Here is a 26667-nt window from a genome sequence, read left to right as displayed (position 1 = left end):
GGCTGCCTCTGCTGTGCAGGGGGTTTGATAGCCTGGGCGGCGTTGTTCCGCCTGGAAACTACATAACTCCCGACGACGATGAAGGACCCATGTCCCAGCACCACCGCCAGTCGCCCGCCCAGTCAGCGCCACCCGTGATCGACGCGGTCGTGAACGCGCTCCGAGGATTTCTGATCGGGGTGGTGGAACTCATCCCGGGGGTCTCGGGCGGCACGGTCGCCCTGGTCGTCGGCGTCTATGAGCGGGCGCTCGCGGCGATCGGCGATGCCATCGGCGTCGTCAGGCCGGTGGCGAAGGGGGAGGGAGTGCAGGTCAGCGCGCGGTTCCGCGCCCTGGACTGGCTGCTCATCCTCCCCGCCGGTGCCGCCATGGTGTTCGCGGTCTTCGCGATGGCGGGTCCGCTGACCGCCTTCGTCACGGACTACGAGCAGACCGCCCGTTCCCTGTTCTTCGGCATGGTGGCGGTGTCCGTCTCAGTGCCGCTGTCGATGGTCTACCGCCCGGATCTGACGTCGAAGCCGTGGGTGTGGCTCCTCTTCGTCCTCGGCGCGGTCCTGGCGTTCATCGGTACCGGCTTCACGGCCGCGCCGGTGGAGCAGCTCAACGCGCCGATCGTCTTTTTCGCGGCGATGGTCGCGGTGACCGCGCTCATGCTGCCCGGCCTGTCCGGGTCCTTCCTGCTGCTGGCGCTGGGACTCTATGCCCCGGTCATGGGCGCCGTCGCGGAGCGGGACTGGGCCGTGATCGGCACCTTCGTCGCCGGGGCGCTGCTCGGCGTCGCGCTCTTCGCCCGCGTCCTGCGCTGGCTGCTGGACAAGCACCGCACCGTCGCCCTGGTGACCATGGCGGGCCTGATGGTCGGCTCGCTGCGGGCGCTGTGGCCCTGGCAGGACGCCGACGCGAACCTGCTGCTCCCGGCGAGCGGCGCGGAGCTGGCGATCTCCCTGCTCTGGGTGGCCGTCGGCGGCGCCGTCGTCGGACTCATGCTGGTGGCCGAACGTCGCCTGCGGCACTTCTCCGGCACCCGCCACGTGATCGCCGAGGAGGCGCACTAGAGCGTCACAACGGTGCGGCCGTGACGCTTTCCGGCCAGCAGGTCGGCGCCCGCGGCCTCGACCTCGGCCAGGCCGACCGTTTCCACGTGCAGCTTGTCGACGTCGAGGTGCTCGGCCAGCAGGACCCAGGCCTCGTCCCGCAGCCGCGCGGGGGCGTCCACGGAGTTGATGCCCAGCAGCGACACTCCGCGCAGGATGAAGGGCAGGACGCTGCCCGGCAGGTCGGCGCCCTGCGCCATCCCGCACGCCGTCACTGCTCCGCCCCAGGTCACCTGGGCGATCGCGTTGACCAGGGTGTGCGAGCCGACGGCGTCCACCACGCCGGCGAAACGGCCCTTCTGCAGCGGCCTGCCCGGCTCGGAGAACTCGGCGCGGTCCAGTACCTCGGACGCGCCCAGGGAGCGCAGCCAGTCGCCGTGCTCCGCCACCCGGCCGCTCAGGGCGTGGACCTCGTAGCCGAGAGAGCGCAGCAGCAGAATCGCCACCGAACCGACGCCGCCGGTGGCGCCGGTGACCAGCACCGGCCCGTCGCCGGGGGAGACCACCGTGCGCAGGGCGTTGACCGACAGCGCCGCCGTGTAGCCGGCGGTGCCGATCGCGGCGGCCTGGTATGCGTCGAACACCGGGGGCACGACGGTGTACTCGTCGACGTTGACCAGCGGGGTGTAGCCGCCGTGGCGGCGCTCGCCGAGGCCGGCGCCGTTGACGGTGACCAGGGTGTCCGGGTCACCGGCCAGCGTGCCCACGACGTCGATGCCGGGCACGATCGGGAAGTTCCGGACGACGCCGCGGTCACCGGCCAGGGCCATCGCGTCCTTGTAGTTCAGTGAGGAGTGGGTGGCGTGGATGGTGTGGGCGCCGCTGCCGGCGTGCTCGGGGAGGGTCTCGACGATCTCGACGGCGTTCTCGGTACGAATTACTGTGGAAGTCATGAGTCCGAGGGTAACTGCTTCGCCCGGTGCACCCTGGCTGCCTAGGATTGGTCATACGCAATGCCGGTTCAGCAGGCAGCACGCCGAGGGAAGGAAGCCCGACGATGAGTGAGACGAAGAAGGTCCCGACAATGGCGGTCCGTCGGAAGGAGGCCAGCGGCCCCTACGTCCTCGGCGTCGACGTCGGGTCGACCGCCTCGCGCGGCGGTCTCTACGATTCCACCGGCCGCCCGGTCAAGGGCTCCAAGCAGCGGATCGCCCACGAGTTCATCTCCGACTACGACGGCACCTCCGCCATCGACGCCGACCAGGTCGTCTCGGAGTGCCGCGAGGTCATCGAGGGGATCGTGGCGTTCGCGGAGTCCGCTGGCCTGCGGATCGAGGGCGTGGCCATGGATTCCTTCGCCTCCAGCCTCGTGCTTGTCGACGCCCAGGGCAACGCCCTGACCAGCGCCATCACCTACGCCGACTCGCGCTGCGCCAAGTACGTCGGCGTGCTGCGCGAGCAGATCGACGAGTCCGCCTACCACCGGCGCACCGGCGTGCGACTGCACACCAGTTACCACCCGGCGCGACTGGCGTGGCTGAAGGCGGAGCGTCCGGAGCTGCTGGAGAAGACCGCCACCGTCATGACCATCGGCGAGTACGTCTATCTCAAGCTGGGCGGGGTGCGCGGCATCGCCACCTCGACGGCCGCCTGGTCGGGGGTGCTCAACCTGCAGACGGGGCTGATCGACGCCGAAATTCTCGACGCGGTGGGCGTGAGCCCCGACCTCTTCGACGAGGTGCGAACCCCCCAGGACCCCGCCTTCCCGACGGAGACCGCCTGGGCGGCGCTCAATGACATCGCCTGGTTCCACGCCATCCCGGACGGGTGGCCGTCCAACGTCGGCCCGGGGGCGGTCGACGAGACCACCGTCGCCGTCGCCGCCGCCACGTCGGGGGCGATGCGCGTCATCTTGCCGACCATTCCCGAGACGGTGCAGGAGGGGCTGTGGTGCTACCGTCTCGACGACTCCCACGCCATCCTCGGTGGCGCGATCAATGACGTCGGCCGCGCCCTCGCCTGGCTGGAGAACGTCATCGCCCCGGTCGATCCCGATGCTCTCCGGGAGCGCCTGGCCGGGGACCCGGACCCCGAGACCCCGCACGGGCTGCCCTTCTTCTCCGGTGAGCGCGCCACCGGCTGGGCCGCCGATGCGAAGGCCGCCCTGACCGGCATCAGCAACGACACCACCGCGCTGGACGTCTGGTATGGGGTGATCGAGTCCATCGCCATCAGCTACGAACGCATCTGGGAGCAGTTGGACGCCGCCGGCGCCGCGGCCACCCGGGTCATCGCCTCCGGCAGCGTGACCACGGAGTACCCGACCTGGCTGCAGGTCCTGGCCAACACCCTCGGCGTCGACGTGATCCCGCTGGAGATGAAGCGTGCCACCCTGCGCGGCACCGCCCTCATCGCGCTCGACGTCCTGGATCCGGGCGGGGAGCGGGCGGTCCCGCCCTTCGGCGAGCCCTTCACGTACCGTCCCGAGCACGAGGAGTACTACGCGGCGGTGCGTGCGGAATTCGAGGGGACCTACGAGGCCCTTGTCGATTAAGTGACGCCGGTTACACTGGGGACATGAAAGAGAAAATCGCCAACGCCCTGGCCACCGCCCGCGCCGCCGAGAACGGCCGCTACGCCAAACTCCTGGTCAGCGACGGCCCGCTGCGCCAGACCGTCATCGCCCTGCGCAAGGGCACGCAGCTGCAGGAGCACAACGCTCCGCCGGCCGCGTCCATCCTGGTCTTCGAAGGCCAGGTCACGGTCAATGCCGACGACGAGGTGTCCATGGGGCCCGGCGACCTCTACGGGCTGACCCATCGGCGCCACTCGGTGACCGCGGAGGACGACTCGGTGTTCCTGCTGACCACGGTCACCAACGTGCCGGGGCAGGAGTCCCACTCGGGCTAGCGCTTGCCCAGGCCCTCGGCCACCGTCCGTGCGGTGTGCTGCGCCCACGGGCCGATGCCGGCGATGGTGTCGGAGCCGTAGCCGGAGGCCCCGCCGTAGCCGACCAGGTGCAGCCCCTCGACGCTCGGCCTCCCGTCCTCGACCAGGCCCCGCACCGGGTACAGGCCCGGCTCGAAACCGGTGGCCCAGATCAGGTGGTTGACCTCGAGCCCGTCCAGGGTCTCCGGCAGCGGGGTCGGCGTCAGCGCGCCGGATTCGATCGCCGCCTTGACCGGCGGGGTCTGGATGATATTGCCCAGCTCGGCCGGGTCGGAGGGGACGTCGGTGGCGCCGGCCAGGATCGCGTCGCGGCGCTCGGCGATCAGGCGGTGGTAGTCGGCGCCGGTGAGGGAGGCGTCGACAAGCCGGGGTTCGGTGTCCGTGAGCCAGATGACCTCGGCGACCTCGCTGAGCTCCGCGCCGATCTGGGCGGCGGCGTTGCCGGCGCCGACGACGGCGACCTTCTTGCCGCGGAAGGTGTCCCGGCCCGGGTAGTTCGCCACGTGCCAGAACTGGCCCATAATGGTGCCCTCGACATGGGGGACCAGGGGGCGGGCGTAGGTACCGGTGGCCATGATGACCTGGCTCGCCGTCCAGGTGCCCTGGTCGGTCTCCACGGTGAAGTGTGCGCCCGCGGGTCTGACGTGGAGCACCCGCACCGGGCGACGCACGGGGATGTCGAAGACGCCTTCGTAGTTGGTGAGGTATTCGACCATGTGGGCGGGTGTCAGGCCGCCGGGGACGTCGGGCATGGCCATGCCGGGCAGGGAGCTCTGGGCGGGTTCGCTGAGCAGGGTCATGGTGTCCCAGTACATGCTCCAGGCGCCGCCGGGGCCCATGTTGTTGTCGAGGACGAGCGTGTCGACGCCGCGTGCCAGCAGGTAGTAGGCGGTGGCCAGCCCGGCCTGCCCGCCGCCGACGACGATGGCTTCATGGTGTCCGTGGGAGGTGGTGGTCATGGTTGATGGTCCCGCCTTTCGTGAGATGGGCCCCATGCTACTGCAGCCCGCCATTTGCTACAACGTTCAAGTATTTGCCGTTCTGCATAATGGGGCCATGGATCTCCTCGAGCTGCGCGCCCGCCGCCTGATCGCCCAGCACCTCAGCCCCGCGGTCGCGCGCCCGACACCTGCCGACCCCCGCACAGCTGTGCGGTCCATGGGCGCGGTCCAGGGCCAGACCTACCCCGCCGGCATCCGGGGGCTGAGCCTGCGTTGGGCCGGCCCCCACGACGAGAACGACTCCGCCGTGCACGACGCCATCGAGGCCGGCCTCATCGTCCGCTGCTGGCCCATGCGCGGCACCCTGCATTTCGTCCCCGCCGAGGACGCCCGCTGGATGATGCGCCTGGGCAACCCGCCTGTCGAACGCGCCGCCGCCCGCCGACGGCCCGGGCTGGGGCTGAGTCCGGAGGACGTCGACACGGCGCGCCGGGCCCTCCACGCGGCTCTGGCCGACGGCCCGCTGACCCGCCCCGAGGTCTACGCCGTCTTCACCGCCGCGGGCGTCGACCCCGGAGACAACCGCGGCCCGCACCTGCTCCGCGCCCTGGGCGGGGAGGGCGAGGTCGTGCAGGGGCCGAAGCGGGGACGTGACGAGACCTTCCTCCTCGTGGACTCCCTGCCGGTCGAGTCGGTGGAGCTGGGCCGCGCGGAGTCGCTGGCCCTGCTGGCCGCCCGCTACGTCGACTCCCACGGTCCCGTCACCGCCGATGACTTCCGCTGGTGGACCGGCCTGGGCAAACGCGAGGCCGGCGCCGCGCTCGCCGCGGTCCCCGGCGCCATCGCCGTCGACGGCTTCCACATGGGCGCGTGGCAGGCCGACGTCACCGCAGGGGAGATCGAGCAGGCGCTGGCCACCGAGTACCGGCTGCCCGCCTTCGACGAGTACCTGCTGGGCTACCACGACAAGTCCTTCGCGCTCGCCGACGCCCTGCGCCCCCAGGTCCTCACCAAGAACGGCATCTCGTGGAACTTCCTCGTCGGCCATGGCGGCGAGGTGACCGGCCGCGATCTCGGCTAGGGCGGCGGCCCGGCCCCGGTGTCAGCGCAGCGTCAGTCGCGCCGTCGCGCGCGGAATGTACTTCGCGATTCTGCTCGCCGAGGTCGCCGCCGGCCCGTCCGGCGTCTGCGCCGACAACCACGCCGCGACACCGTGAATCTGCACGGACTCCGCGAGCGCGACGTAGCAGGACCAGACGTCGTCCTGTGCCGCCGGGCGGGGCACGCTCGCCCGGCCCCGGGCGTAACGGAAGGCCATCCGCGCGCCCGCCAGGCCGGAGAGTACGTCACCGGAGCCCGGGGTCGCGGCCCAGGACGTGCCGGCGTCGACCGCCGTGATCGAGATGCGTGACCCTGTCGGGTAGGCGATCAGGGTGAAGCGGCCCTTGAGGATGACCGCGCAGTCCAACGCGATCGCCAGGCGCTCGATCGCCTGCACCGGGTTCTGCCTCGGATCCGGGATGTCGACGCCGGCCTTCATGGCGTCGGCGAGACGGGCGAACTCACCGGCGTGCGGGCTGAGCACCGTGGCCCAGGGACGCTCGCGCACCGCGGTGCGCAGTTCCTCGTGCCGGGCCAGGAGGGTGAGGGCGTCGGCGTCGAGAAGCACCGGCACCTCGGCGTCCAGGGTCTCCGCCAGCTCCGCCCGCGCGGCCTCGTCGGTGCCGCGGCCGGGGCCGACCACCCAGGTCTGGACGCGGCCCGCGTCGGCCAGCCGCTCCGTGGCGACCACCTCCGGGTGCGCGCGCACGATCTCGATCGGCTCCCCGCCGACGTAGCGCACCATGGAACTGGTGGCGCGGACCGCCGCGTTCACGCACAGCAGCGCCGCGCCGGGATAGGCCGGCGACCCGGCGAGCACGCCGACCACGCCGCCGGTGTACTTGTCGTCGTGCGGGCCCGGCTCGATCGGGGTGACCGCCTCCGGGCGCGGGGAGTGGAACCTCGTCGGCCACTCATAACGACGCGGGTAGGACATCGCCCGGGAGGCGAAGACCACCGGGGCGTCGCACTCGGCGAGCAGCCGCGTCAGACCACCCGCCAGGCGCTGCTCGGCGATGGCGATGTTGGTGACCAGCACCTCGCCGCACGCCGTCGACAGGCAGTGGGCGTAACGCAGCCCGCCGAAGGTGAGGGTGACGTCGGCCGACACGTGCGCCGGCACGCTCTGGTGCTCGACGACGTAGGGTTCCGGCTCCACACCCGTGTCGGCCTCGATGCCGCTGGGCACGTCCACCGACAGGATCGGCGCGTCCATGGAATGCAGCAGCTGCACCTCGACGGCGACGTCCCGGCGCAGGCCGCTGGAGCCGCCGATGCCGAGCAGCGCGTCGATGACCAGGCGGTAGAGATGGCGTGACTCCTCCGGGAAACCGTCGAGCAGGAAACCGCCGGCCTCCAGGAAGGCGTCCCGGGCCCGCTGGTGCACGGTCTCGCCCAGCAGTACCGCGTCGACCGGGTAGCCGGCCGCCGCCAGCGCCGCCCCCGCGTAGAGGCCGTCGCCGCCGTTGCCCCCCGACCCCACGAGCACCAGCACCCGCTCCACCCCGGGCTCGGTGGGCTGGGATGTCAGCATCGTCTGTGCGGCGATCGCCACCGCGTGGGCCGCCTGCCGCATCAGTTCATCGGGTTCGGACTGGGCGTCGAGGAGCGGCTGCTCGGCCGCACGGATGGCGGCCACGGGATACGCGTAGGTCATTGCGGGCATGGTCTCAGGCTAGCCCCGGCGCGGCGCTTTGGCGCGGGGATTACCCGGGCTGACAGGTGGGGCACCAGAAAAGGTTGCGCCCCTCCATGGCGTCGCGCAGCACGTCACTCTCACAGATGTAGCAGGACAGCCCCTCGCGGCGGTAGACGTAGACCTCGCCACCGTGATCGTCGTGGCGGGCGTCGCGACCCATCCGCTCCGGCATGTGCTCCTCGCGCACCGTGTTGATCTCGCCCTCGCGAACCCCCTCGGCCATGAGCAGCACCAGATCCGACCAGAGCGCGTCGTACTGCGACCTCGTCAGGTCCCGCCCGGGCAGAAAAGGGGAGACGTTCTGCCGGAACAGCACCTCCGCACGGTAGATGTTGCCCACGCCCGCGAAGAGCTTCTGATCCATCAGCAGCGACCCGATCTGGCGACGGCTCCTGCTGACCTTCTCCCACACGATCTCCGGTTCCGCGTCCGGCCGGATGGGGTCCTCGCCGAAGCCGGCCTTGGCCACCGCCGCCTCCTCATCGGTGATGAGCCGACACCACTGCGGACCCCGCAGATTCGCCGCCACCCCCGTGTCCGGGTTGACGATCCGCAACCGCATCTGACCCCACTCGTCCGCCGCCGGCTCAAAACGCAGCGACCCGATCAGGCCCAGATGGAGGTGGACGGTGTGCGCCGGTTCCGGGTTGTCGAAATGGATGAACAGGTGCTTGCCGAAGGTCTCCGCGAACTCAATCCGGTGCCCGTCCAGGACGGCGGCCTCCGTCGCGAAGCGCCCCTGCGGGCTGGAGACCGCCAGCTCCACGCCCCGGAAATCCTCGTTGAGATGATGGGCAAGACGATGAATGATGTGACCCTCAGGCATGGATCAGATGGTAGCCCGAGGGGATCCGGGCGCCGATTCGCGCTCGCGCCGCCGCGGCAACAGGGGATCTGTGCCTCAGGCGCTTCCGGGGTTAAGCTAGGGTGCGGTCAAAACGCGCAACCTCAAAGGGGCACTATGCCGCAGGCACTGGGATTCGATCCCGACAAGTACATCGAGCTGCAGTCGAAGCACATCCAGGAGCGCCGCGAGGAAATCGGCGGCAAGCTCTACCTGGAGATGGGCGGCAAGCTTTTCGACGACATGCACGCCTCCCGCGTCCTGCCCGGCTTCACACCGGACAACAAGATCGCGATGCTCGATCGAATCAAGGACGACGTGGAAATCCTCGTCTGCATCGGCGCCAAGGACCTCGAGCGCAAGAAGGTCCGCGCCGACCTGGGCATCGGCTACGGCGACGACCTTCTGCGGCTCATCGACGCCTTCCGTGAGCGCGGCTTCCTCACCGAGCACGTCGTGATCACCCAGTTCGACGAGGGATCCGCCGAAGTCGTGGAATTCGCCGAGAAGCTCACCCACCTCGGCCTCAAGGTCTCCCGCCACTACGTCATCGACGGCTACCCCGGCAACATCGACACCATCGTCTCCGAGGAGGGATTCGGCAAGAACGAATTCGTCGAGACCTCCCGCGACCTCGTCGTCGTCACCGCGCCAGGCCCGGGCTCCGGCAAGCTCGCGACCTGCCTCTCGCAGGTGTACCAGGAGAACCAGCGTGGCCGGAAGGCCGGCTACGCCAAGTTTGAGACCTTCCCCATCTGGAACCTGCCCCTGGACCACCCGGTCAACCTGGCCTACGAGGCGGCCACCGTCGACCTCGACGACGTCAACGTCATCGACCACTTCCACCTGAGCGCCTACGGCGAGTCCACGGTCAACTACAACCGCGACGTCGAGGCGTTCCCGCTGCTCAAGGGAATGCTGCAGAAGGTCACGGGCAATACCCCCTACCAGTCGCCCACCGACATGGGCGTCAACATGGCCGGCTACTGCATCACCGACGACGAGGTCTGCCGCGCCGCCGCCACCCAGGAGATCATCCGCCGCTACTACAAGGCCCTCGTCGACGAGGCCCGCGCCGCCACCGAGGACACCACCGTCTCCGACCGTGCCGCCGTCATCATGACCAAGGCCGGCTGCGTCCCCTCCGACCGCACCGTCGTCGCCCCCGCCCTCCGGATTGAGGAGGAGACCGGTCTGCCCGGCGCGGCCATGCAGCTCCACGACGGCACCATCATCACCGGCAAGACCATCGACCTGCTCGGCTGCTCCGCCGGCATGCTCCTCAACGCCCTCAAGTACCTGGCCGGCATCGACCCGGAGGCCCACCTGCTCTCCCCGGAGTCCATTGAGCCGATCCAGACCCTCAAGACCCGCCACCTCGGCTCCCGCAACCCCCGCCTGCACACCGACGAAGTGCTGATCGCGCTCTCAGTCTCCGCCGCGACCAGCGAGGAGGCCCGCCTGGCGCTGGCTCAGCTGCAGAACCTCCAGGGCTGCGACGTCCACACCTCCACCATTCTCGGCTCCGTGGATGAGGGCATCTTCCGCAACCTCGGCATGCAGGCCACCAGTGAGCCGAAGTTCTGGAAGAAGCAGCTGTACCAGAAGCGCTAGGGGCCGTCGCCGGCATTCCGGCGCGTTAGTTTCGAAAGGCCAGGCAAGTTCGGGGCGAGGCCTCCTCGCCCCGAAGCGACGCCGTCCTGGCGTGTCCGCCACCGAGGATTTAGCAGCCCACCACCGCCGCTTTAGACTGGCACCCGTGGCCACCCCGAAGATTCTGCTGTATTACAAGTTCACCCCGATCCCGGACCCGACGGCCGTCATGCTCTGGCAGCGCGACCTGTGTGAGTCCCTGGGTCTGAAGGGGCGCATCCTCATCAGTGAGCACGGCATCAACGGCACCGTCGGCGGTGACATTGACGCCTGCAAGAAGTACATCCGCAAGACAAAGGACTACCCGGGGTTCAAGGACACCGAGTTCAAGTGGTCCGACGGCACGGGGGATGATTTCCCGAAGCTGAGCGTGAAGGTCCGTAACGAGATCGTGGCCTTCGGCGCGCCGGGGGAGCTCAAGGTGGATGAGGACGGCGTGATCGGCGGCGGCCAGCACCTTCTGCCGGAGGAGGTCAACCGGCTGGTCGAGGAACGTGGCGACGAGGTCGTGTTCTTCGACGGTCGCAACGCGATGGAGGCGCAGATCGGCAAGTTCAGGAACGCCGTGGTGCCTGACGTGGAGACCACCCACGATTTCATCCAGGAGTTGGATTCCGGCAAGTACGACTGGATGAAGGACAAGCCGGTCGTCAGCTACTGCACCGGTGGCATCCGGTGCGAGGTGCTCTCCAGCCTGATGAAGAACCGCGGATTCACCGAGGTCTACCAGATTGACGGCGGCATCGTCCGGTACGGGGAGAAGTACGGCAACGACGGGCTGTGGGAGGGTTCGCTCTACGTCTTCGACAAGCGCATGCACGTCGAGTTCGGACCGGAGGGGCAGGCCGCGCAGCTCGGCCGGTGCATCCACTGCGGCGAGGCCACGAACCAGTTCCTCAACTGCGCGAACGAGGACGACTGCCGGAAGCAGGTGCTGATCTGCGGGGACTGCGCCACGGACGCCGGCACCGCGGTCTGCCTGGACTGCAGTTAGTTGGAGGCGAGAATGCCCAGGGTGTAGGTCAGCCACCACATGGTGAAAGGGACCAGCACCCAGAAGACGCCCATCCACGGGCGCCAGCGCAGGTAGCTCTTGAGTTTGCGGACCATGATGACGCCGCAGCCGATCAGCCCGGCGATTGGCGTGACGGAGGCGGCGATGGGCCACCAGGTCTGGGAGGCCTCGGAGCACAGCCAGTCGGCGCCGTCGGGGGTGCACAGCGGTCCGCCCAGGGCACGGGCGAGAACCGCGAGCAGTCCGCCGGCGAGGAAGGTGCCGACGAGGATGACGGCGAGGTACCAGAGCGCCTGGCGGGTGGAGGCACGGTTGCGCTCGGCTCGGCGCACAGGGTCCTCCGACTCCGCTAGTTCCTCGGCGGAGCTGGGCGTCGGCGGTAGGAGGTTCGCGTAGTCGGCGTCGTCCGACAGGTCATTTTCGGGATGATCCGGGTAGTCCCGGTCTCCCCGTGAGATGGAGGGTGCCATGACCCTCCACACTATCCCGCTTTGGGCGCAGAAACTACGACAGGCACCCGCGCGTGCCGGATGAATTCCGCCTCGGTGGAGCCGACGAAGACCCGGGAGAAGGCGCCGACTGGCTGGCTGCCGAGCATGAGAAGGTCGCCCTTCTTCCATTTCACCGCACCGTGGGCGCCGGACCAGCCGCCGCCGGCGGCGATTCCGGTGTCGAGGTCGAGGGACTCGTGACGGTGCAGGACGCTGTCGCGGACCCGGTCAAGCATGCTCAGGGCGTACTCGTGCCACTCGTCGTTGACGTCGCGGTGCAGGTCGAGGCGCAGCGCGTCGTTGGCGTCCGTCAGGCCCATGGGGGAGAAGGCCAGCACCCGCAGCGGCACCTCCCACTGGGCGGCGAGGTCGGCGGTGAACATGAGGGCGTCGTGGTCTCGCTGGTGGTCGCTCTCGAGGAGGGCGAAGTTGAGCCGGGTGACGCCGCGCTTGGAGAGTTTCGCCGCCCGGGGGACCAAGCCCAGGTGGTGCGGGGAGGAGTGGAGCAGGGCGTCGGCGGAGGTGCCCGGGGTGAAGCGGCCCTTGGGGGCGGCCGGCGTCGAAGCGAGGATGATGAGGTCCGCGTTGAAGTCGTCGGCGGCCTCGCACAGGAGGGTGGCCTCCGAGGGGCCGTCGACGAAGGTGGAGATCTGGTCGTCCCAGAACTCCTCTTCCAGGCCCGCGTTGCGGAAGGTCTTGGCCACCTGCTTGGCGTACTTGGCGGACTGTCGCTGCAGCCATTCCTCGTAACGGCCGGCCATCTTGGAGAGACCGGAGATCGGCCAGGGGCGCTGGAACGTGCCGACGGCCCGGACCTTGACGGGTGCGGTGCGACTGAGCCAGACGGCGAAGTTGATGGCCTCGGTGTCGCTGCCGCCGGGCTCGATGGCGACGAGCAGGCGAATCGGCCCGGGGGCGGTCGGGGGCTGTTCTTCTCTGGCCATAAGCTCGCTGGGGTCGATGAGGATGATGGGCGGGGCCGGATCAGGAGCCGGCTCCGGGGTCGCCTCAGCGCGCAGGGGCGGTGAGGGAACCTCCACCGCCATTATGGGGTGTTACTTGCCGTTGTCGGAAATCACGCCGGCGCTGTAGGCGTCGGCGAGGCGGTTGATGATGTCGACCAGTTCGTGGGCGTCGCGGAGGTCGTCGTCGTCAAGCGAATCCAGCATCTCCGCCAGGTAGAGCTCGCGCTCCTTCCCGACCCGGACGAGCTCGGTCTCCCCGAGGGGCGTCAGCTCGACGCGGACGCCGCGGCGGTCGGACTCGTCGCGGACGCGTCGGACAAGGTCGCGCTGCTCGAGCTGGTGGAGGGCGTTGGAGGCGGTCGGCATACGGATGCCCTCGGCCTGGGCGACCGCGCTGATGCGGGAGGGGCCGTTCTCCTGGAGGCGCGACATGATGGACAGCTGGGGGCCGGTCAGGTCGGACTGCTCGGCGACGCGGAAGTACATCACGTAGAGCTTGGTCATCGCGGGGCGGATGCGCTTCGACAGGGACATCGCCAGATCGCTGACACCGGTCTCGGTGGCGGTCTGGGCGGCCAGACCGCCCTGCAGTGCACCGTCGGACATGCTGGAATTCCTCATCTTGTCGGGGTCGGCCCGAATGGATTCAGGCACAATTGTTTCACCATAGAACATATCTCACTTTAAAGCATCTGAATGGGAGAGGCTCCTACAATGGCCGGTCATGGCCCGCTTACGTAAAGAGGTTTCCCACCGCTGGGAAAGGCGGATGCTCCTGCGCGCCTGGCGGCAGGGCGAAGTCGACCGCGACTCCATCTGCGACGCCGACTTCCTTCTGGTGGAGGCGTCGAAGTATCACGGATACCCAGCGGAGCGTGCGTGCCCCGTCTGTGAGGGGGACACGCTCCGGGAGGTCAACTGGATTTACGGTGACCGGCTCGGCAAGCGCAGCAACACGGCGCGCCGGGAGGAGGAGATCGTCCGCATCGTCGAGGAGGTCGGGCCCGTCACGGTTCATCTCGTGGAGGTGTGCACCCGGTGCCGCTGGAACCATCTCCTGGAGACCGGCACGGTCGAACCGGGCGGGTGAGCCGCGGGCCGACGCCGCGTCCTCCCCGGAATAACCCCGGTCCCCACAGGTTTCGCGACTTCAAAGCAACCTCCCGACGAAGTAGCATGTGCAAGTGTTGAAAATGTCTCGGCACACCATATTGTGTTGATTCTGCGCCCCTCGCCCGGAATTTCGCTGTCTGGGTGGCGCGCCTCCACCAGATCTAACGGAAGGGCACAGGGAAAAGATCAGTGTCTGACGATCCTCAGTCCCCAAAGAAGAGCTCCTCATCGAAGTCGAAGTCGACCTCTAAATCGGCGTCAAAGCCGAAGTCGGCTGCAAAGTCGACGTCCACCTCAACGTCCAGGTCCACGCCGTCCGCGAAGCGCGGCCGGCGCATGTCCATCTGGTCGGTCGTCGGTGCGGCGGCGGCCGTGGTGATCGCGATCCCGGTGATCGCGTTCTTCTTCGGCTACGTCCGGGTCGACATCCCGGAGCCGCAGGAGCTCACCACCGCGCAGGTGTCCAGCATCTACGCCACCGACAGTGAGACGGAGCTGGCGCGCATCGTGCCGCCGGAGGGCAACCGGACGACGGTGCCCCTCGAGGTGATCCCGGACCATGTGCAGAACGCGGTCCTCGCCGCCGAGGACCGCGAGTTCTGGACCAACCCGGGCTTCTCCTTCTCCGGCTTCGCCCGCGCCGCCGTCGGCGTCGTCACGGGCAACGACGCCGCCGGCGGCGGTTCCACGATCACCCAGCAGTACGTGAAGAACACCCTGGTGGGCAACGAGCGCTCCATCGAGCGCAAGTGGAAGGAGATGGTCTACTCCGTCAAGATGACCAACCAGTGGGACAAGGAGACCATCCTCGAGGCGTACCTGAACACGGTGTACTTCGGACGCAACGCCTACGGCATCGAGGCCGCCGCCAACGCCTACTTCAACAAGCCCGCCGCGGAGCTGACCCCGGCGGAGGGCGCGGTCCTGGCCGCGACGATTCAGCTGCCGAGCCAGCTGGACCCGTGGTCCAACCCGGAGGGCGCCGAGGCCCGCTGGAACTACGTCCTCGACGGCATGCTCGAGACCGGGGCCATCACCCAGGAGCAGCGTGACAGCGCGCAGTTCCCGCAAACCCGCGATCCCGCCGAGTACTCGGCCTACACCGAGGCCAGGGGCACCAACGGTCACATCAAGAACCACGTCATGGCCGAGCTGGCGGCCCTCGGCATCTCCGAGGAGGACGTCACCACCCGCGGCCTGCAGATCACCACGACCATCGACATGAAGGCGCAGAACGCCACCCTCGACGCCGTCTACGACGGGCTGAGCACCCTGCAGGACGACGCCGCCGCCGGCGTCGCCTCCGTGGAGCCGGGCACCGGCGCCATCCGCGCCTACTACGGTGGCGAGGACGCGGCCGGTTGGGACTACGCTAACGCGGCCCTGCAGACCGGTTCCGTGTTCAAGATCTTCGGCCTGGCGGCCGCCCTCCAGCAGGGCATCCCGCTGAGCGCCCAGTACTCCTCGGCGCCGGTGACCCTGCCGGGCAACATCCCGGTCACCAACGTCACCGGCTCCTGCGGCACCTGTTCCATCGAGCACGCCCTGCTGCGCTCGTACAACACCTCCTTCATCCGTCTGCAGGACGACCTCTACGACGGCACCCAGGACACCGCCGACATGGCCCACGCCCTCGGCGTGGCCCGTTCCCTGCCGGGCATCCCGGAGACCCTCACCGAGAACGGCGACCAGCCGTACGAGGGCATCATCCTGGGCCAGTACCAGTCCCGCGCCATCGACCTGGCCGTCGCGCTGGCCACCGTCGCCAACGGCGGCGTGTATCAGCCGACCCACTGGGTCGAGCGGGTGGAGACCGCCAACGGCGACGTGCTCTACCAGTGGGAGCAGGGGGAGGGTGAGCGCCGCGTCTCGAAGCAGGTGGCGGACAACCTCCTGAGCGCCATGGAGCCGATCGCCGCCTGGTCCGGGGGCAAGGGTCTGGCCGGCGGGCGTCCGTCGGCGAGCAAGACCGGCACCGCGCAGTTCGGTGACACCGGCGCGAACAAGGACGCCTGGATGCTGGGCGCGACGCCGCAGCTGTCGACCGCGGTGTGGGTCGGCACCGCCGACAACACTTCTGCGATCTACAACGAGTGGGGCGGCAACATGTACGGCTCCGGCACCCCCACCGACATCTGGAAGTCCATGATGGACACCTCCCACGAAGGCCTCGAGGTCATCGATTTCCCGACCCCGGAGCCGATTCAGTTCGGCCTCAACGGCTACACGGGCGGCAGCTCCTACTCGGACTACGTGTACGACCCGTACTACGCGCCGCCGGCGCCGGTCGTCACCAACGTGGCCCCGGCCCCGGCGCCGTCCTCCGCGGAGTCGGCGGACGTGGCCCCGGCCCCGCAGGAGGCGCCCCCGGCGGAGGCCCCGGCGCCGACTCCCGCCCCGGCCCCGGAGGAGGCTCCGGCCCCGCCGGCGAACCCGGATCCGGGACCGCCCATCGACATCGAGCTCCCGCCCGAGATCGCCGACCTCCTGCCGACCGGATAACGCACCGCCGGCCGGGTACGGTAAACAGCGACGACTCAAACCGGCTACGCCCCACCATTTCGCGTGGCGCGTGGCCGGCGTCATTTTCCCGATTCCAGCCAGCCGAGGAGAGTCCCCATGACACACCAGGCGACCCGGCCCGACGCGGTCCCGGTCATTCACCCGACAAGGCGCGTCTGGCCGGCCCGCAGCGAGTCCCTGGCCCGTGGATTCATCACCTTCCTCGGCGGCCCCCTGGGGCGCCACGCCGAGGTGGGCCGGGCCCGGTGGTGGACCCCGCTGCGCGTGCTCATCCTCACGTCGCTGGTGTGGCTGTCCTTCGGGTTCCTCTCGAAGGCGAACTGCCTCCAGGGCGTGCGTGGCGAGGACGGTGTGGTGGGCCTGAACTGGTCGGGCAACCGCCAGTACGTCTCGGCCTGCTACAACGACATCCTCCCCCTCTACAACGGGCGGGGCCTCAATGAGGGTGGCTTCCCCTACGCCTTTTCCTGGGTGGAGGGCGACCTCACCCGATACATGGAGTACCCGGTGCTGGCCGGTCTGTTCCAGGGGGCGGTCGCCTGGCTCACCCGCCTGACGTACCCGCTCGTGGAGTCGCTGCCGCTGGCCGTCGCGGAGTCCGCCTGGTACTTCTGCCTGACCGCCCTGGTGCTCTCCGCCTTCTGGGTGGCCGGCATCCGCCTGCTCGTCGATCTGGCGGGCAACCGCGTCTGGGACCTCTGGCTGGTCGCGGCCAGTCCCATCGTCATCATGCACGCGTTCACCAACTGGGACATTCCCTCGGTCTTCGCGGTCATCCTGGCGCTGTGGCTCGTCACCCGGGGCCGGCCGGGCTGGGCCGGCGCGGCCATCGGCCTGGGCACGGCGTTCAAGCTGTGGCCGCTGTTCCTCCTCGGCGCGTTCCTCGTCCTCGCCGTGCGTTCGCGGGCCTGGGCGGCGTTTGCGCGCATGCTCACCGCCGCGGTCCTCGCGTGGCTGGCGGTCAACGTGTCGGTGATGCTGCGCTATCCGCAGGCGTGGGCCGAGTTCACCCGTCTCAACTCCGAGCGCGGCTGGGAGTGGACCACGGTGTGGGCCGTCGTGTCCCGCATCACCGGCTGGCAGGGCTTCGACGCCGGGGGAGGGGCCCCCGAGATCCTCAACGCGGTCACCCTCACCCTGTTCGCGTTGGCCTGCGCCGGAGTCTTCGCGCTCGGCACGATGGCTTGCCGACGCCCGCGCGTCGCCGAGCTGGTCTTCCTCATCGTCGCCGCATTCCTGCTCATCAACAAGGTCTGGTCCCCGCAGTATTCGCTGTGGCTGGTGGTCCCCGCCGTCCTGGCGTTGCCCCGTTGGCGCCTGCTCCTGGCGTGGATGCTCACCGAGATGATGGTGTGGCCGGTGCTCATGCTTCACATGCACGGCGCCGAGAACAAGGGCCTGCCGGGCGAGGTCCTCGACGTCGTCGTCCTCACCCGCGACGCATTCATCATCGCCATGATTGTCCTTGTCGTCCGCCAGATGCTGGGATATGGGAGGGACAAGGTCGCCGAGGCGCATGGCGGCCTGGACCCGCTGGCCGGTTCCTTCGGCCAGGCGGACAGGTTCGTCCTCGGCCGGGGCGTCGGCCGGGCCGGGCGGCGAGACGTTCCCGTGTCACCTGCAGAAGAAATAGGCGTCGGCGTCGACAAGCGGCCCGCCGCCCCCGTCAAGGAAGGTCACTAACCGTGCTCATCACCGTTCTGGGCATCCTGTCCATCGTCGTCGGTTTCCTGTGTATCGCGGGGTCCTACCTGGCGGTGATGCGCAAGCGCTCCACGGCGCTGGCGGTGGTCCTCGGCCTGCTTGCCCTGTTCTTCGTCACAGTGGTCCCCGTCACCCTCGCCGTGTTCTGGGCGACGACCACCGGCGGCTAGCCTGGCAGGCCGCTGCCAGGTCCGGGTAGAAAATAAGAATCCGCTCAGATTCCGGTGAATTCGCTTTCAGGCACCGGGCCCGGGCCGTAGCGTGGGTCACGTATCAAGCATTGGACATACGTGAGGAGACGCCATGACCACCCTGACCCGTCGCATCGCCGCAGGTGCAGCCGCAGCCGCCCTCTCCCTGAGCATGGTGGCCTGCTCCGACTCCCAGGACGCCGCCGACACGGCCGCGGAGGCCACCTCGGCGGCCGGTTCCGCAGCCGCGGAGGCCACCTCTGCCGCCGGTTCCGCGGTCAACGAGGCGACCGCCTCCAATGACGCCGCGGGCGAGGCCCCGTGCGCGCCGGGCGACTACTCCCCGGAGGCCCGCGATGACCTGGCCGCGGAGGAGGTCACCGAGGAGGAGGTCGCCTCCGTTCTGGAGCGCGCCTGCGCGGGCGAGGGCCGGACCGAAGCCGAGGAAGACGACGGCCAGCGCCACTTCGAGGTGGAGGTCGATGACATCAAGGTCGATATCACCCCGGAGGGCCTCGTCACCGAGGTTGATCGCTAGGGCCGCCTAGAAGGCCACGAGGACGCCGAGCAGGCCGATTGCGGCGACCACCGTGCTGGCGAGCGCGCCCAGGACGAACGGGCGCCAGCCGATGGTGCGCAGCTCGCTGAACTTCACGCCGCAGCCCAGGGCGAACATCGCCATGGCCAGCAGCACCGACTGCAGCCGGGAGGGGATGTCCAGGACCGGCGCCGGCACGGCTCCGGTCGAGGCGAGGACGACCATGGCGAGGAACCCGACGACGAAGCCCGGCACGAGGGGGGCCCGGTCGGGGGCGTGGGCGACGGTGGCCAGACCGCGCCTGCGGAGGTGGACGGCCAGGTAGGCGACCACCGCCGCCAGCAGAACGACTCGGGAGAGCTTCACGACGACGGCGTACTGCATCGCCGTGGACTCCGGGCCACCGACGACGCCGGCGGCGGCGACGACTTGGGCGACCTCATGGATCGTTGCGCCCGCCCAGGCGCCGGTGGCGGCGGAGGACAGGCCGAACAACGCGCCGAGGACGGGGACCAGCCCAATGGCGAGCGTGCCGAACAGGATAACCAGCGCGAGGGCCGTCGCCATCTTCTCCCGGCTCGCCCTCACCACGGTCTGCGCGCCGGCCACCGCGGCCGCGCCGCAGACGGAGAAGCCCGCGGCGATCAGCAGGGTCAGCTGCTCGTCCACGCCCAGTCGGCGCCCCAGCCAGACGGTGCTGGCCATCCCGCCGGCGACGACGGCGAGGACGGCGAGGAGGGGCTGCCAGCCCAGGCCGAGGACCTCGGAGAGGGGGATCTGCAGGCCCAGCAGCACGATCCCGATCCGCAATACGTGTCTGGCACAGAAGGCGATGCCCGGCTCGATCACCTCGGGCAGGCGGATCGCGTTGGCGAGGAATGCCCCGAGCAGGATCGCCAGGGGCATCATGGGGATGACGGGGAGGAGTCCGCTCAACCAGGCGGCGACCAAAGTGCCGAGCAGGCAGGCGGCGGCGCCGGGCAGCGGGGCGAACCACCCGGGAGGGTCGTGGGGTTCGGCCCGCTCCTGCCCGACGTGTGGTGACCGGCCTGTCTGGGCATCGGTCTCTGTCTCGGTCCTGAAGCGCATAGGTTTTACTCTCCCCGATGCCCGGGACCCTGGGAAGGAGCACTTTGCCATGGGGTCATATCATGGGCGCATGGGTATTCCGGCACAGGTCATCGACGACAACGCCATGCGGCTGCTCGTCCTCATCGGTGAGCGCCGCTCCCTCGGCGCCGCCGCGCGGGAGCTGGGCATGGCCCAGTCCAACGCCTCCCGCGCACTGGCCAGGTACGAACGGGTCACCGGCCTGCACCTGGTGGATCGCACCCCGGCCGGCTCGACCCTCACCGAGGACGGCCGACTCGTCGCCGCGTGGGCCGCAGAAGCCCTCCTCGCGCTCGACGAGTACGCCGGCGCAGTCACCTCCCTGGCGCATGAGGCGGGCACCCACCTCAGCGTCGGCGCCTCCCAGACAATCGCCGAATACCTCGCCCCGCGTTGGTTGGCACGCTTCCACAGGGACTATCCGGACGTCGAGGTGACGCTCACGGTCGCCAATTCCCAGGACACGCTGGCCGCCCTGGAGGCAGGCCGCGTCGACATCGGCTTCATCGAGACCCCGCTGCCGGTGCGCCACGCCCGCGTCAACCTGCTGGCCACCGACGAGCTCGCCCTCGTCGTCGCGCCGGGCCACCCCTGGGCCGGGCGGGCCCGCCCCGTCAGCGCGCGGGAACTGGCGGGCACCGGGCTGGTGGTGCGGGAGACGGGCTCCGGCACCCGCGGGACGCTGGACGCGCTGCTCCGCGACTATCCCCGCGCGGACCCGGAACTCGAGGTCAGCTCCAACGCCGCGGTGGTCGGGTCCGTCGCCGCGGGCGTCGCGCCCGGCGTGCTCTCCCGGTTGGTGGTGGATGTACCCCTGCGCACGGGCATGCTCGTCGAGGTCCCGACCAACGGGGTCGATCTGCGCCGCCCGCTGCGGGTGGTGTGGCCGGACGCCCCGATGCACTCGCCGGCGACCGACTTTCTGGCGGTTGCGCAGGCGAATGTGCCGTCGGCGTCGTCGGGCCGGCCCGGGCAACAAAATTTCCCGCGCGATGTCAAATAACGTGATTTCGCTCTGACCTGCGGGGCTGCTATTCTGGCCAGGTTGCCTGACGCAACGACCCTCCTGCTATGCCCACAAGGGGCATGGCCGAGCCAAAAAACACTAGACCATAGGAGGTGATGAGGTCCGTGCGTCACTACGAAGTAATGATCATTCTGCACCCAACCCAGGATGAGCGCACCGCAGCCACGTCGCTGGATAAGTACCTGGAAATCATCCGCAAGGATAAGGGCACTGTCGAGAAGGTTGACGTCTGGGGTAAGCGCCATCTGGCATACCCGATCGAGAAGCAGGAAGAGGGCGTCTACATCGTCGTCAACCTGGACTGCGAGTCTGAGTCCGTCCAGGAGATGGATCGTCTTCTCAACCTGAGCGATGCGGTTCTCCGCACCAAGGTGCTTCGCGCCGACAAGTAAGAACGGGAACACCGGGGGCTGCCGATGAGGTAGCCTCCGGGCAACACGGCTCTTTCACCCCGAACACACTTGTAAGGAATTGAGGAATACATAATGGCTGCTGGAGATACCCCGATCACCATCGTCGGCAACGTCGTTGCCGACCCGGAGCTCCGCTTCACCCCGTCGGGTGCGGCTGTGGCTAATTTCCGCGTCGCCTCGACCCCGCGCGTCTACAACCGCGACTCGGGTCAGTACGAGGATGGCGAAGCCCTGTTCCTTACCTGCAACGTGTGGCGCCAGGCTGCCGAGAACGTCGCCGAGACCCTGTCCAAGGGCATGCGTGTCATCGTCAACGGCCGCCTGAAGCAGCGCAGCTACCAGACCCGCGAGGGTGAGCAGCGCACCGTCTTCGAAGTTGAGGTCGACGAGGTCGGCCCCTCCCTGAAGTTCGCTTCGGCCCAGGTCAACCGCAACCCGCGTGAAGGCGGGTCCGGCGGCGGCAACTGGTCCGGCGGCGGCAACCAGGGCGGTGGCGGCCAGGGCGGCGGCAACTTCGGCGGCGGCGCCGGTGGCAACACCGGCGGCAACTGGGGTGGAAACCAGGGTGGTTTCGGCGGAGGCAATTCTGGCGGCGGCGGCAACTTCGGTGGCCAGCAGTCCAACCAGGGTGGCAACGCTCCCCAGAACGACCCGTGGAACTCTGCACCCCCGGCCGGCGGTTTCGGCGGGGGCGCAGATGATGAGCCGCCGTTCTAAACGCTCAAGTAAGTAACAAGAACGTCATCCATCTACACCTGAACACAACGAAAGGCAGGGATCATGAAGCTGATCCTCACCGCTGCCGTTGAGAAGCTTGGCGAGCCCGGCGATATCGTCGAGGTCAAGAACGGCTACGGACGCAACTACCTGCTTCCGCGCGGCCTGGCCATTGTGGCCACCCGCGGCGCAGAGAAGGAGATCGAGGAGATCAAGCGTGCACAGGATGCACGTGCGATCCGCGATCTCGACCACGCACATGAGGTGCGCCAGCAGCTCGACGGCCTGGAGGGCGTCACCGTCAAGGTGAAGACCTCCGAGAAGGGCAAGCTCTTCGGCTCCGTCAAGACCGGCGACATCGCTGACGCCGTGAAGGCTGCCAACGGTCCGACCCTGGACAAGCGCAACATCGAGCTGCCGAAGGGCTACATCACCACGACCGGTAACTACCAGGTCATCGTGAAGCTGCACCCTGAGGTCAACGGCAAGGTCAACTTTTCGGTCGTCGCCGAGTAATTTACTCGCGCGATAGACGGGTGTGACCCGCATCCCCGCACTCCGGCCTGAGAAACCGGACCGCGGCTACGGGAGAAGATCACACCAGACGACAACAGCACGCCACCGGCCCCGTCACCCACGTCCACCGTGCGCGTCTCTTCTGTGAGGGAAGAGGCGTCGCCCGGACGCTGGGCCACGGGGTCGGTCGCATTTTCCACACCTTGCGGTTCTGCTGTGCATTGTTTCCCGGCTATTCACCTTCCGGACGTGTGAAGAAGTGTGATTTCCACCCCGTCGAGGCTCCTTTCGGACTTTGGTCTCGAGGCATCAGTCACAGGTTTATCCACAGGGCAGAAACTCGTCTGAACACGATGAATAGGGATAATGTGGGCCGCAGGGGCGAAGTTCTCCACAAGTTATCCACAGTACATGCGGACTGTGACACGCCCGTCACGTGCTGTTAACCATATTTATCCACAGAGAGTGTGGATAAACGTCGAGAATGCCCCCACAGCCCTGGGTACAACTCCCCTTTTCCTCCGACAAAACGGGTTATTCGACGGTGTCGTGGTCGGGACTTAAACTGCCTACAACAAGGGGGACCGCCTTAACGAAGGAGCAGTACATGACCAACCCGAGCCAGCATGACGCCAGCGGTAGCTTCGACGACGATTACGTGCCGCCCGCGGAGCCCTTCGAACCCATGGAGCCGCCGGCGCCCCGCGATGAGGCGCCCCGCAAGGCCTTCGGTACGAAGGGCGGCCGCGGCCGCGACCGGGACTCCGCGCCGCGCTATGACGACTACCGCCAGCCGCCGCATGACAAGGAGGCTGAGATGGGGGTGCTCGGCGCGATGCTGCTGAGCCCGAACACGGTCACTGACGTCATCGAGGAGCTCTCCCCGGAGGACTTCTTCTACCCGGCGCACGAACTCATCTACGCGGCGATTCTGGACCTCTACGCCCTCGACAAGAACATTGACCCGGTCATCGTCGCCGGGCGTCTCGACCGCCACAATGACCTGGAGCGCGTCGGCGGCGCGCCCTACCTGCACACCCTCATCTCCTCGGTGCCGACCGCGGCGAACGCCCGCTATTACGCCGAGATCGTGGCGGAGAAGGCGGTGCTGCGCAGGCTCGTCGACGCCGGCACCCGTATTGTCCAGTACGGCTATGAGGGCAACGACGGCGACGACGTCGAAGCGGTCGTCGACCGGGCTCAGCAGGAGGTTTTCGGCGTCGCCCAGAACCGCACCGCGGAGGACTACAAGGTCCTCAACGAATTGCTCACCGACACGATGGACGAGCTCGCGGCCTTCCAGCGTGACAAGGGCACCGCGATGGGCGTGCCCACCGGTTTCGCCGACCTGGACAACCTCATCAACGGCCTGCACGGCGGTCAGATGATCATCATCGCCGCCCGCCCGGGCGTGGGTAAGTCGACGCTCTCCCTGGACTTCATGCGCTCGGCCTCCATCCAGCACGGGTTGACCTCAATCATCTTCTCGCTGGAGATGAGCGCCTCCGAGATCATCATGCGCATGCTCGCTGCGGAGACCGCCATCAAGCTCTCGGACATGCGTTCGGGCAAGATGGATGAGCCGGCCTGGGAGAAGCTGACCAGCCGGCTCAACGAGATCCAGGACGCGCCCCTCTACATCGACGATTCTGCGAACCTCACGATGATGGAGATTCGCTCCAAGGCCCGCCGTCTCAAGCAGTCTCACGGCCTCGACCTCATCGTGCTCGACTACCTGCAGCTGATGAGCTCGGGCAAGCGGGTGGAGTCCCGTCAGCAGGAGGTCTCGGAGTTCTCCCGCCAGCTCAAGCTGCTGGCCAAGGAGCTCGACGTCCCGGTGATCGCCATCTCCCAGCTGAACCGTGGCCCGGAGAACCGTCCGGACAAGAAACCGCAGCTGGCCGATCTGCGTGAGTCCGGCTCCCTCGAGCAGGACGCCGACATCGTCATGCTGCTCAACCGCCCGGACTCGCAGGAGCGAGACTCGGAGCGCGCGGGTGAGGCGGACATCATCATCGCCAAGCATCGTGGCGGTCCGATCGACACGATTCCGGTCGCCCACCAGCTGCACTACTCGCGTTTCGTGTCCATGGCACACGGTTAAGGAGGGGCGGGCCATCGGTCGGCCGTCTTTCCGGGTATTTTTATTCATCACACCCCCAGGGGGGAGTGGTGAGAATTACCTAACAGAGCTTTTGGTCTGACTTAAAGCCCGTGGTCCCGGGGTTTCGGACCCTCTTTTTAGGGTTGCCTATCTAAGGCGCTCCTGCTTTAGGTTTGCCTTACCAACGGTGCCTGACCTGCGCAAAAGTCCTAAACTCTAGGACATCGACCCGGCAGACATTGCTGAGACCTTGTACTGCAGACACCGCATTGAGGAAGGAGGCACACCCCATGACCATTCGTACCGTCAACACCGACACCGCTTGCGCAACGACTTTCGCCCGACTGGATGATTCCCTCACCGTCGCCCACACCGAAGGCAACACTCTGCTGCTGAACATGCCCCGCAGCATCGAGGACCTCGCGGAGGCCACCGCCGCCAAGAGGGGAAAGGGCTTCTTCGGCCGACTGTTCGCCTTCTAGGCCGCCCGTCCGAAGCCAGAGAAAAGACACTCGGCAGAAATTCTGCCGGGTGCCTCGCCGTTTCCGCTCCTTAAGCGTCGAGCTGGCGCCCCTTCTGCTCGGGGAGGGTGAAGGCCGCCACCGCCGCGATGGCGAAGGAGGTGGCGAAGAGCGCGAACAGCCAGCTGATGCCGAAACCGCCCATGACGAAGGGGACGATCAGCGGCGCGAGGATCGATGCGATGCGGCCGAAGCCCGCGGCGGCGCCGGTGCCGGTGGCCCGGATGTGGGCGGGGTAGAGCTCCGGCCCGATAGCGTAGAGCGCGCCCCAGGCCCCGAGGTTGAAGAAGCTCAGCAGCATGCCGGCCGCCAGGATCTGCCACTCAACCGAGGCCAGGCCGTAGAGGCCGGCGGAGACCGCGGAACCCACCAGGAACACGGCCAGGGTCATCCGGCGGCCCCACTTCTCGATCAGCCAGGCGGCCACGGCGTAACCGGGCAGCTGGGCCAGGGTGATGATGAGAGTGAAGCTGAAGGATCGGATCATCGTGAAGCCGTCGGCGACCAGCAGCGAGGGGATCCAGGTGAATGCCCCGTAGTAGGACAGCGAGACACAGAACCACACGATCCAGAACGCGGCCGTGCGGCCGCGCAGCTTCCTCGACCAGATCGAGGTCTCCTGTGCGAGGTCACGGTCGACCGGTTCAACGTGCTCCTCGGTGCGGGCAATCCGGGCGTCGATAAGCCTGAGCGTGTCGGGGTCGACGCCGGATTCGAATCTGCGGACCGTGGCCTCGGCCTCCTCGTGGCGGCCCTTCGTTTCGAGGAAGCGCACCGATTCCGGCATTTTCCAGCGGATGATGAGCGCATAGGCCGCCGGGACCGTGCCCAGCAGCAGGCCGTAGCGCCAGCCGTTGTCGCTGCCGGCCACGACGAAGGTGCCGATCACCGCGGCAAGGATCCATCCCACCGCCCACCAGGCCTCGAGCAGCACCACCATGCGGCCACGAATCTTGCGCGGGGCGAATTCGCTGATGAGCGTCGACGCGACGGGCAGCTCCGCCCCTAGTCCGAGGCCGACGATGAAACGCAGCGCGATGAGCACCGCCAGCCCGGTGGAGAAGGCGGAGGCGCCGGTGGCGATGCCGTAGACCAGCAGGGTGATCGCGAAGACCTGCCGACGTCCGACCCGGTCGGCGAGCAACCCGCCGAAGGTTGCGCCCAGGGCCATGCCGATGAAGCCCACGGAGGCGATCCAGGAGGTTTCTGTGGGGCTGAGGCTCCACTGGACCGCCAGGGCGGCCATGATGAAGGAGATCAGGCCCACGTCCATGGCGTCGAGCGCCCAGCCGATGCCCGAACCAACCAGGAGTTTATGGTGCTTGGCGGTGACGGGGAGCCGGTCCAGCCTTTCGTTGCGGGTGAGGCCGGCCGGGCCGGGGTCAGTGGTCGGCGTCGCGGGGGTACTCATGTCGGCGGCGTGGCCTTTCGCCTCGGGCCGGGCCACTGGGGCGGGCCCGGCTGATGCGCTGAACTCTAATCGCTGCCGCAGGATCAC

27 protein-coding genes are annotated in these 26667 nt (G+C 68.3%); 17 read left to right on the top strand and 10 right to left on the bottom strand.

Annotated features, from left to right (window positions below):
* Nucleotides 1–89 precede the first annotated feature (89 nt).
* Nucleotides 90–1055 (top strand): DUF368 domain-containing protein, encoded by a 966-nt coding sequence (locus CGUA_RS12920; protein ID WP_290196338.1) that lies wholly within the window; start codon nucleotides 90–92, stop codon nucleotides 1053–1055.
* On the opposite strand, the gene CGUA_RS12915 is transcribed toward CGUA_RS12920, so the two are convergent.
* Nucleotides 1052–1987 carry an acrylyl-CoA reductase family protein gene (locus CGUA_RS12915; RefSeq protein ID WP_290196335.1) on the bottom strand — a complete coding sequence of 312 codons (936 nt, stop codon included), beginning with the start codon at nucleotides 1985–1987 and terminating at the stop codon, nucleotides 1052–1054. The genes CGUA_RS12920 and CGUA_RS12915 overlap by 4 nt on opposite strands.
* Nucleotides 1988–2091: 104 nt before the next feature.
* Between CGUA_RS12915 and CGUA_RS12910 the strand changes: the two genes are divergently transcribed.
* Complete coding sequence (locus tag CGUA_RS12910) at nucleotides 2092–3588, top strand: gluconokinase (protein WP_290196333.1); 1497 nt, start codon at nucleotides 2092–2094, stop codon at nucleotides 3586–3588.
* 23 nt (nucleotides 3589–3611) lie between these two features.
* A complete protein-coding gene (locus tag CGUA_RS12905) occupies nucleotides 3612–3944 on the top strand; it encodes a cupin domain-containing protein (RefSeq protein ID WP_290196330.1) in 333 nt (110 codons plus the stop codon).
* Here the strand turns inward: CGUA_RS12905 and CGUA_RS12900 are convergent.
* On the bottom strand, nucleotides 3941–4942 hold the full coding sequence (locus CGUA_RS12900) for an FAD-dependent oxidoreductase (protein WP_290196328.1): 1002 nt from the start codon (nucleotides 4940–4942) through the stop codon (nucleotides 3941–3943). The two genes, CGUA_RS12905 and CGUA_RS12900, sit on opposite strands and share 4 nt — an antisense overlap.
* A 97-nt stretch (nucleotides 4943–5039) precedes the next feature.
* Between CGUA_RS12900 and CGUA_RS12895 the strand changes: the two genes are divergently transcribed.
* Nucleotides 5040–6005 carry a winged helix DNA-binding domain-containing protein gene (locus CGUA_RS12895; protein ID WP_290196326.1) on the top strand — a complete coding sequence of 322 codons (966 nt, stop codon included), beginning with the start codon at nucleotides 5040–5042 and terminating at the stop codon, nucleotides 6003–6005.
* Between the two features lie 21 nt (nucleotides 6006–6026).
* Here CGUA_RS12895 and CGUA_RS12890 read toward each other — a convergent pair whose 3' ends face one another.
* A complete protein-coding gene (locus CGUA_RS12890; protein ID WP_290198401.1) occupies nucleotides 6027–7682 on the bottom strand; it encodes a bifunctional ADP-dependent NAD(P)H-hydrate dehydratase/NAD(P)H-hydrate epimerase in 1656 nt (551 codons plus the stop codon).
* Between the two features lie 49 nt (nucleotides 7683–7731).
* Nucleotides 7732–8550, bottom strand: a complete 819-nt coding sequence (locus CGUA_RS12885; RefSeq protein WP_290196324.1) for an Fpg/Nei family DNA glycosylase — start codon at nucleotides 8548–8550, stop codon at nucleotides 7732–7734.
* A gap of 135 nt (nucleotides 8551–8685) precedes the next feature.
* On the opposite strand from CGUA_RS12885, the gene CGUA_RS12880 reads away from it, so the two are divergent.
* Together CGUA_RS12880 and trhO are read left to right on the top strand one after the other, a co-directional pair.
* On the top strand, nucleotides 8686–10182 hold the full coding sequence (locus CGUA_RS12880) for a DUF1846 domain-containing protein (RefSeq protein WP_290196322.1): 1497 nt from the start codon (nucleotides 8686–8688) through the stop codon (nucleotides 10180–10182).
* 145 nt (nucleotides 10183–10327) lie between these two features.
* Nucleotides 10328–11215, top strand: coding sequence for an oxygen-dependent tRNA uridine(34) hydroxylase TrhO (gene trhO / locus CGUA_RS12875; protein WP_374725052.1), 888 nt, complete (start codon nucleotides 10328–10330; stop codon nucleotides 11213–11215).
* Here the strand turns inward: trhO and CGUA_RS12870 are convergent.
* The 3 genes from CGUA_RS12870 to CGUA_RS12860 are packed head-to-tail and all read right to left on the bottom strand — an operon-like array spanning nucleotide 11212 to nucleotide 13226.
* Nucleotides 11212–11706, bottom strand: coding sequence for a hypothetical protein (locus CGUA_RS12870; RefSeq protein WP_290196319.1), 495 nt, complete (start codon nucleotides 11704–11706; stop codon nucleotides 11212–11214). The genes trhO and CGUA_RS12870 overlap by 4 nt on opposite strands.
* An 11-nt stretch (nucleotides 11707–11717) precedes the next feature.
* Nucleotides 11718–12773, bottom strand: coding sequence for a universal stress protein (locus CGUA_RS12865; RefSeq protein ID WP_290196317.1), 1056 nt, complete (start codon nucleotides 12771–12773; stop codon nucleotides 11718–11720).
* Nucleotides 12774–12782: 9 nt separating this feature from the next.
* Nucleotides 12783–13226 carry a MarR family winged helix-turn-helix transcriptional regulator gene (locus CGUA_RS12860; protein ID WP_290198400.1) on the bottom strand — a complete coding sequence of 148 codons (444 nt, stop codon included), beginning with the start codon at nucleotides 13224–13226 and terminating at the stop codon, nucleotides 12783–12785.
* A gap of 190 nt (nucleotides 13227–13416) precedes the next feature.
* On the opposite strand from CGUA_RS12860, the gene CGUA_RS12855 reads away from it, so the two are divergent.
* Nucleotides 13417–13782, top strand: a complete 366-nt coding sequence (locus CGUA_RS12855; RefSeq protein WP_290196315.1) for a DUF5318 family protein — start codon at nucleotides 13417–13419, stop codon at nucleotides 13780–13782.
* Between the two features lie 226 nt (nucleotides 13783–14008).
* On the opposite strand, the gene CGUA_RS12850 is transcribed toward CGUA_RS12855, so the two are convergent.
* Nucleotides 14009–14149, bottom strand: a complete 141-nt coding sequence (locus CGUA_RS12850) for a hypothetical protein (protein WP_290196312.1) — start codon at nucleotides 14147–14149, stop codon at nucleotides 14009–14011.
* Here CGUA_RS12850 and CGUA_RS12845 point away from each other — a divergent pair.
* The 4 genes from CGUA_RS12845 (at nucleotide 14142) to CGUA_RS12830 (ending at nucleotide 18761) form a co-directional block, all read left to right on the top strand.
* Nucleotides 14142–16307, top strand: coding sequence for a transglycosylase domain-containing protein (locus CGUA_RS12845; protein ID WP_290196310.1), 2166 nt, complete (start codon nucleotides 14142–14144; stop codon nucleotides 16305–16307). The two genes, CGUA_RS12850 and CGUA_RS12845, sit on opposite strands and share 8 nt — an antisense overlap.
* A gap of 117 nt (nucleotides 16308–16424) precedes the next feature.
* Entirely contained in the window at nucleotides 16425–18011 is a 1587-nt protein-coding gene (locus tag CGUA_RS12840; RefSeq protein WP_290196308.1) for a glycosyltransferase family 87 protein, read from the top strand.
* 2 nt (nucleotides 18012–18013) lie between these two features.
* Nucleotides 18014–18202, top strand: coding sequence for a hypothetical protein (locus CGUA_RS12835; protein WP_290196305.1), 189 nt, complete (start codon nucleotides 18014–18016; stop codon nucleotides 18200–18202).
* A gap of 133 nt (nucleotides 18203–18335) precedes the next feature.
* Nucleotides 18336–18761: a hypothetical protein gene (locus tag CGUA_RS12830; RefSeq protein WP_290196302.1), complete on the top strand. Its 426-nt coding sequence runs from the start codon at nucleotides 18336–18338 to the stop codon at nucleotides 18759–18761.
* 6 nt (nucleotides 18762–18767) lie between these two features.
* On the opposite strand, the gene CGUA_RS12825 is transcribed toward CGUA_RS12830, so the two are convergent.
* The gene (locus tag CGUA_RS12825) at nucleotides 18768–19850 is read right to left on the bottom strand and encodes a YeiH family protein (RefSeq protein WP_290196300.1); all 1083 of its coding nucleotides are present in this window, start codon (nucleotides 19848–19850) and stop codon (nucleotides 18768–18770) included.
* 70 nt (nucleotides 19851–19920) lie between these two features.
* On the opposite strand from CGUA_RS12825, the gene CGUA_RS12820 reads away from it, so the two are divergent.
* The 6 genes from CGUA_RS12820 (at nucleotide 19921) to CGUA_RS12795 (ending at nucleotide 25130) form a co-directional block, all read left to right on the top strand.
* The gene (locus tag CGUA_RS12820) at nucleotides 19921–20874 is read left to right on the top strand and encodes a LysR family transcriptional regulator (protein ID WP_290196298.1); all 954 of its coding nucleotides are present in this window, start codon (nucleotides 19921–19923) and stop codon (nucleotides 20872–20874) included.
* A 128-nt stretch (nucleotides 20875–21002) separates the two neighbouring features.
* Nucleotides 21003–21290, top strand: coding sequence for a 30S ribosomal protein S6 (gene rpsF, locus CGUA_RS12815; RefSeq protein WP_290196295.1), 288 nt, complete (start codon nucleotides 21003–21005; stop codon nucleotides 21288–21290).
* Between the two features lie 93 nt (nucleotides 21291–21383).
* Nucleotides 21384–22028 (top strand): single-stranded DNA-binding protein, encoded by a 645-nt coding sequence (locus tag CGUA_RS12810; RefSeq protein WP_290196293.1) that lies wholly within the window; start codon nucleotides 21384–21386, stop codon nucleotides 22026–22028.
* 63 nt (nucleotides 22029–22091) lie between these two features.
* Nucleotides 22092–22544 (top strand): 50S ribosomal protein L9, encoded by a 453-nt coding sequence (gene rplI / locus CGUA_RS12805; RefSeq protein WP_290196291.1) that lies wholly within the window; start codon nucleotides 22092–22094, stop codon nucleotides 22542–22544.
* Nucleotides 22545–23151: 607 nt separating this feature from the next.
* Entirely contained in the window at nucleotides 23152–24648 is a 1497-nt protein-coding gene (gene dnaB, locus CGUA_RS12800; RefSeq protein WP_290196289.1) for a replicative DNA helicase, read from the top strand.
* A 290-nt stretch (nucleotides 24649–24938) separates the two neighbouring features.
* Nucleotides 24939–25130: a hypothetical protein gene (locus tag CGUA_RS12795; protein WP_290196287.1), complete on the top strand. Its 192-nt coding sequence runs from the start codon at nucleotides 24939–24941 to the stop codon at nucleotides 25128–25130.
* A 70-nt stretch (nucleotides 25131–25200) separates the two neighbouring features.
* Here the strand turns inward: CGUA_RS12795 and CGUA_RS12790 are convergent, their stop codons facing one another.
* Entirely contained in the window at nucleotides 25201–26580 is a 1380-nt protein-coding gene (locus tag CGUA_RS12790) for an MFS transporter (RefSeq protein ID WP_290196286.1), read from the bottom strand.
* Between the last annotated feature and the right edge of the window lie 87 nt (nucleotides 26581–26667).

It is taken from the genome of Corynebacterium guangdongense, from assembly GCF_030408915.1.
Classification (GTDB): Bacteria; Actinomycetota; Actinomycetes; order Mycobacteriales; family Mycobacteriaceae; genus Corynebacterium; species Corynebacterium guangdongense.
The sequence above is the reverse complement of the archived record's forward strand: the minus strand, read 5'-3'. Positions and strand labels throughout refer to the sequence as shown.

Excerpts from the sequence above, each read along its gene's own strand:
- CGUA_RS12910 (WP_290196333.1), top strand. The coding sequence starts at position 2,092 with ATGAGTGAGACGAAGAAGGTCCCGACAATGGCGGTCCGTCGGAAGGAG.
- CGUA_RS12920 (WP_290196338.1), top strand. The coding sequence starts at position 90 with ATGTCCCAGCACCACCGCCAGTCGCCCGCCCAGTCAGCGCCACCCGTG.
- CGUA_RS12850 (WP_290196312.1), bottom strand. The coding sequence starts at position 14,149 with ATGGACATGCGCCGGCCGCGCTTCGCGGACGGCGTGGACCTGGACGTT.
- CGUA_RS12870 (WP_290196319.1), bottom strand. The coding sequence starts at position 11,706 with ATGGCACCCTCCATCTCACGGGGAGACCGGGACTACCCGGATCATCCC.
- CGUA_RS12825 (WP_290196300.1), bottom strand. The coding sequence starts at position 19,850 with ATGCGCTTCAGGACCGAGACAGAGACCGATGCCCAGACAGGCCGGTCA.
- CGUA_RS12840 (WP_290196308.1), top strand. The coding sequence starts at position 16,425 with ATGACACACCAGGCGACCCGGCCCGACGCGGTCCCGGTCATTCACCCG.
- CGUA_RS12900 (WP_290196328.1), bottom strand. The coding sequence starts at position 4,942 with ATGACCACCACCTCCCACGGACACCATGAAGCCATCGTCGTCGGCGGC.
- dnaB (WP_290196289.1), top strand. The coding sequence starts at position 23,152 with ATGACCAACCCGAGCCAGCATGACGCCAGCGGTAGCTTCGACGACGAT.
- CGUA_RS12880 (WP_290196322.1), top strand. The coding sequence starts at position 8,686 with ATGCCGCAGGCACTGGGATTCGATCCCGACAAGTACATCGAGCTGCAG.
- CGUA_RS12830 (WP_290196302.1), top strand. The coding sequence starts at position 18,336 with ATGACCACCCTGACCCGTCGCATCGCCGCAGGTGCAGCCGCAGCCGCC.
- rplI (WP_290196291.1), top strand. The coding sequence starts at position 22,092 with ATGAAGCTGATCCTCACCGCTGCCGTTGAGAAGCTTGGCGAGCCCGGC.
- CGUA_RS12915 (WP_290196335.1), bottom strand. The coding sequence starts at position 1,987 with ATGACTTCCACAGTAATTCGTACCGAGAACGCCGTCGAGATCGTCGAG.
- CGUA_RS12810 (WP_290196293.1), top strand. The coding sequence starts at position 21,384 with ATGGCTGCTGGAGATACCCCGATCACCATCGTCGGCAACGTCGTTGCC.
- CGUA_RS12795 (WP_290196287.1), top strand. The coding sequence starts at position 24,939 with ATGACCATTCGTACCGTCAACACCGACACCGCTTGCGCAACGACTTTC.
- CGUA_RS12820 (WP_290196298.1), top strand. The coding sequence starts at position 19,921 with ATGGGTATTCCGGCACAGGTCATCGACGACAACGCCATGCGGCTGCTC.
- CGUA_RS12860 (WP_290198400.1), bottom strand. The coding sequence starts at position 13,226 with ATGTCCCTGTCGAAGCGCATCCGCCCCGCGATGACCAAGCTCTACGTG.
- CGUA_RS12890 (WP_290198401.1), bottom strand. The coding sequence starts at position 7,682 with ATGACCTACGCGTATCCCGTGGCCGCCATCCGTGCGGCCGAGCAGCCG.
- CGUA_RS12790 (WP_290196286.1), bottom strand. The coding sequence starts at position 26,580 with ATGAGTACCCCCGCGACGCCGACCACTGACCCCGGCCCGGCCGGCCTC.
- CGUA_RS12855 (WP_290196315.1), top strand. The coding sequence starts at position 13,417 with ATGGCCCGCTTACGTAAAGAGGTTTCCCACCGCTGGGAAAGGCGGATG.
- CGUA_RS12885 (WP_290196324.1), bottom strand. The coding sequence starts at position 8,550 with ATGCCTGAGGGTCACATCATTCATCGTCTTGCCCATCATCTCAACGAG.
- CGUA_RS12845 (WP_290196310.1), top strand. The coding sequence starts at position 14,142 with ATGTCCATCTGGTCGGTCGTCGGTGCGGCGGCGGCCGTGGTGATCGCG.
- CGUA_RS12905 (WP_290196330.1), top strand. The coding sequence starts at position 3,612 with ATGAAAGAGAAAATCGCCAACGCCCTGGCCACCGCCCGCGCCGCCGAG.
- CGUA_RS12895 (WP_290196326.1), top strand. The coding sequence starts at position 5,040 with ATGGATCTCCTCGAGCTGCGCGCCCGCCGCCTGATCGCCCAGCACCTC.
- CGUA_RS12865 (WP_290196317.1), bottom strand. The coding sequence starts at position 12,773 with ATGGCGGTGGAGGTTCCCTCACCGCCCCTGCGCGCTGAGGCGACCCCG.